The 4048-nt window shown below is 66.4% G+C and carries 5 protein-coding genes; 3 read left to right on the top strand and 2 right to left on the bottom strand.

Annotated elements, in window-relative coordinates:
• Together PGX04_RS20295 and PGX04_RS20290 are read right to left on the bottom strand one after the other, a co-directional pair.
• Positions 1-304 (bottom strand): RNA 3'-terminal phosphate cyclase (locus PGX04_RS20295; protein ID WP_273740173.1); only part of this gene is annotated, 304 nt, incomplete at its 3' end.
• Between the two features lie 476 nt (positions 305-780).
• Positions 781-1542: an ArsR/SmtB family transcription factor gene (locus tag PGX04_RS20290; protein ID WP_273740172.1), complete on the bottom strand. Its 762-nt coding sequence runs from the start codon at positions 1540-1542 to the stop codon at positions 781-783.
• Between the two features lie 176 nt (positions 1543-1718).
• Here PGX04_RS20290 and PGX04_RS20285 point away from each other — a divergent pair, with 176 nt between their 5' ends.
• The 3 genes from PGX04_RS20285 to PGX04_RS20275 form a co-directional block, all read left to right on the top strand.
• Positions 1719-1994, top strand: coding sequence for a DUF3311 domain-containing protein (locus PGX04_RS20285; RefSeq protein ID WP_273740171.1), 276 nt, complete (start codon positions 1719-1721; stop codon positions 1992-1994).
• Complete coding sequence (locus tag PGX04_RS20280) at positions 1991-3478, top strand: sodium:solute symporter family protein (RefSeq protein ID WP_273740170.1); 1488 nt, start codon at positions 1991-1993, stop codon at positions 3476-3478. The genes PGX04_RS20285 and PGX04_RS20280 overlap by 4 nt, the downstream gene beginning before the upstream one ends.
• Positions 3479-3529: 51 nt before the next feature.
• A partial coding sequence (locus PGX04_RS20275; RefSeq protein WP_273740169.1) for a hypothetical protein occupies positions 3530-4048 on the top strand: 519 nt, incomplete at its 3' end.

Here is a 4048-nt window from a genome sequence, read left to right as displayed (position 1 = left end):
TGTCGACGGCGTAGCTGCCGCCCTCGAGTCTCGTCCCGGCCGCCGTATTCGCGTCGCCGCCCTCGAGCCCCGGCTCGAACTCGACCGACTCAGATCCGAGTTCCGCACCCGAGACGTCGGCGTCACACAGTTCGACCATCGTCTCGAGCACCGCCAGATGCTGGTGGCGGAGTCCGGGCGTCGACCGGTCGCCGCGGACGCCCTCGAGGCGGACCGGCTCGTTCTCGAGGACCGACAGCGCGAGCGCCGTTCGGAGGAACTGGCCGCCGGCGCTCGAGCCGTCGAGTGGCAGAGGCGTGTTCATGTTCGGTGGGACGACCTCGAGTCACCTACCAGTGCCGACACGAGTTCGTCTCGCTCATCTCGATTTCGGCTGCGATGTGACGAGCGTACCGTTCAATAGATGTGTTTGTTGAGAAGGGCGTTCAGTAGCGAGTTCGATGAAAGAAGTGTCCTGCTTCCCTGGCAACAGGGAATCGCCACACCCTCCCCAGCCGATTCGTTCGTTCCCGTTGGTCACTCACTCATCCACATGAAGACGCTTTGCGTCTTCCAAGCCTTCGCTCACTCCGTTCACGAAGACCTCGCACGGCTTCGAGCGCGGCTCACCCATCGGGTTCGCGGCTCCCTCTGGTCACCGCTCACATTACCGAGGCCTTCACTTCGTTCAGGCCTCGCAATTCGCCGCGGCCCAGCGCGCGCCACAGCATGCCGGATGGTCGGTCTGGAGGAAGACGTGGTCCTGTACCGGGCAGAAGTACAGATCGAACTGCTTGGACCTCAGTACGTCGGGCGGTACCAGTACCAGTAGAGTATCACCGCGAGCAGGACGACGAGCCCGCCGAGGAAGAAGAGCAATCCGGGCGGCACGGTTTGGAACACCGCCTCCGCCGCCTCCACACCGCCGTCGGACGCGTTCTGGACCGTCTCGTTGCCGCTATCGAGCGCCGAATCGGGCGCGCCCGTATCACCGCTACTGGCCCCCTCAGTTCCGTTAACGCCGGAAATTCCGACGTCCCCGCCGCTCGAGCCGTTTTCCGCCCCGGCAGTCGTCTCCCCGTCACCGGCCGGCTGCGATCCGCCGTCGTCCGTTCCGGTCGGCGCGAGCCAGCGCGTGAGGGCGTACTGAACCAGCATACTCCCGCCCGCGAGCACGGCGACGCCGCCGATCAGCCGCGAGAGCGCCTCCTTGAGCTTCGTCGCCGTCGATTCGTCGCTCGTCACGATCAGCGGCCCGTCCGTCGTCGCGTAGACGCTCATCTCGTTGCCGCGCGAGGAGTACCAGGTGTCGACCACCTCGACGAGACCCGCGCCCTCGAGGTTCTCGAGGTGGTAGCGAACGTTCTGGATCGACGAGTCGACCGCGTCAGCGATGTCGCTCGGCGTCCCGGGCTCCTCGTCGAGACGCGCGTAGATCCGCCGGGCCGTCGTCGAGGAGAGGGCGCTGAAGACCGCATCGGCGTCCTCACCCTCGAGGTCGACGACGCGGGGCTGGCCCTCTTCGGTGGCTGTCTCGGAGCGAAAGGGAAACAGACGGGCCATACTAGGTTCGATATCTACTCTCTGTCAAACTCATATACCCTTTTTCCTCGGTGAAAGATCGATTTTAGCTAGCGGAAACCGGCGGACGTGACCGCGAACCGGAACTGATGAACAATTCTCTTCGAAGTCGGACTTCGAACAGTAAGAACTACCCACGTCGGGACGAACCCTCGCGTATGCGCCGAACCGAACTGGGAATCTGGATCGCGGTCGCGGTCGTCCTCGCCGGACTGGCGGTGCCGTGGTTCCTGTGGGGATCGGCGACCGTCGTCGCCGGCCTGCCGGTGTGGCTCTGGTGGCACGTCGGCTGGATGGGATTCGCATCGATCGTCTTCTGGGTGTTCGCCCAGCGCGCGTGGGGGATCGGTATCGAAACGACCGAGGACTCGAGCGAGTCGCCGGAACGGGCCGACCCCGAGCAGCGGACGACCCTCGGAGGTGATTCGCCGTGAGGGCGGTCACGCTCCAGTTGACGATCATCGTGGGCTACCTCCTGCTCGCGCTCGGGGTCGGGCTGGTCGCCTACCGGCTGACCGATCGGACGGCCGAGGACTTCTACCTCGCGAGCAGAACGCTCGGAACGGTCGTCCTGCTCTTTACGACGTTCGCGACGCTGCTGTCGGCCTTTACCTTCTTCGCCGGGCCGAACATCGCCTACGCGCAGGGGCCCGAGTGGATCCTGGTCATGGGGCTGATGGACGGCATCATCTTCGCCGTTCTCTGGTACGTGATCGGCTACAAGCAGTGGCTGCTCGGACAGCGTTTCGGCTACGTCACCCTCGGGGAGATGCTGGGCGACCGCTTCGGCTCGCGACCGCTCCGCGGCCTCGTCGCCGGCGTCAGCCTCCTCTGGCTCTTTCCGTACGTCATGCTCCAGCAGGTTGGGGCCGGCACCGCGCTCGAGGCGCTCACCGAAGGGACGGTCTCCTACGCCGCGGGAGCCGGGCTGATCACGGCGTTCATGATCCTCTACGTCGTCGCCGCCGGGATGCGCGGGATCGCCTGGACCGACACGCTGCAGGGCGCGTTCATGCTGATCACGACCTGGGTCGCGCTGCTGTGGGTCCTCGCGGCCGTCGGCGGCCCCGACGCCGCGACCGAGGCGCTTGCGTCGAACCCCGACACCGGCGGATTCCTCTCGCTGGGCAGCGATTATTACACGGTTCCGTGGATCCTCTCGACGGCGATCACGATCGGCTTCGGCGTCGCGATGTTCCCGCAGGTCAACCAGCGCTTCTTCGCCGCGGGCTCGAAAACGGTGCTCAAGCGTTCCTTCGCCCTCTGGCCGATCCTCTGCGTCCTCCTTTTTCTCCCCTCGTTTATGCTCGGCGCGTGGGCCGCCGGCCTCGAGGTCGCGGTTCCCGATGGCGCGAACGTCCTGCCGCTGGTCCTCGCGGAGTACACGCCGACGTGGTTCGCCGCGCTCGTCATCGCCGGCGCGATGGCCGCGATGATGTCCTCCTCGGACTCGATGCTGCTCTCGGGGTCGTCGTACTTCACGCGGGACCTCTGCCGTCCGACCCTCGCGTTCTTCGGGTGGGTACTCTCCGACCGCCGGGAGGACCTGTTGGCCCGCGGCGGGGTCGTCGTCTTCGCGACCGCGGCCTTCGTCGCCAGTCTGCTCGAGCCGGCGGGGCTGTTCGAACTCGGCGAGGCGGCCTTCAGCGGCTTCGCCCAGCTCGCGCTGCCGGTTTTGCTCGCACTTTACTGGCGGAAGATCACGCGAGCCGGTATTACCGCCGGTGTCGTCGTCAGTCAGTTCTTCTACATTTCGAGCCTCTTCCTCACGTTCGTCCCGGGTTCCTACGCGGGCTGGACGGCCGGCATCGTCGGGATGGGGCTCGGGTTGGTCGTTACAGTCGTCGTCTCGCTGCTCACGTCGCCGGCGGCCGACGAACGGCGCGCGATCTACTTTGACCGGCTCGGTGCGGACTGATCTGACGCAGAACCGCCACGCCGAAAGGCCCGGCCCGCATACGCGCCGGCAATGGCTATCGACCTGCCGCCCCCGGTCGCCGACGACTGGCATCGCCTCGGCGACCGAACCGACGAACGCAGTCTCTCGCTCGCGACGGTCACCGCCGAGACGACCGTCTTCGAACATCGGCCGACCGCCGACGCGCTCGAGCGACTCCGTTCCGGCGGCGACGTCCCGGCGCGATCGCTGTTCACCGTCGACTTGCAGATCAGTCCCTCGCTGTCGGCTATCGGTCTCTCCTCGGCCGACGCCCTCGAGATGGCGGCCCCGAAAGCCCGCGAACAGTTCGTCGACACGATCGAAGACGACGGGATCGCGGTCGGTGAGAAACGCGCGAGCGAATACATCGATCGACCGGACGGGGCAATCGGCCATCTCACCGTGTTCGAGGTCGCGTATCCGACCGACTCGGGCGCGTCGGTCACCGACGATGCGGAAGCGGCGGCCGACGACGGCGAGCGAACGGACGGCGGTGACGCCACCGACGAGACCCTGGCCACTGCCACTATCGACGCCGAAGCCCACGTC

This window comes from Natrinema soli (genome assembly GCF_028618695.1).
This window is presented reverse-complemented; position numbering and strand designations above follow the sequence as displayed.

What these genes read in the sequence shown, in the direction of transcription:
- PGX04_RS20290 (WP_273740172.1), bottom strand. Translation starts at nt 1,542, where the DNA reads ATGGCCCGTCTGTTTCCCTTTCGCTCCGAGACAGCCACCGAAGAGGGC.
- PGX04_RS20285 (WP_273740171.1), top strand. Translation starts at nt 1,719, where the DNA reads ATGCGCCGAACCGAACTGGGAATCTGGATCGCGGTCGCGGTCGTCCTC.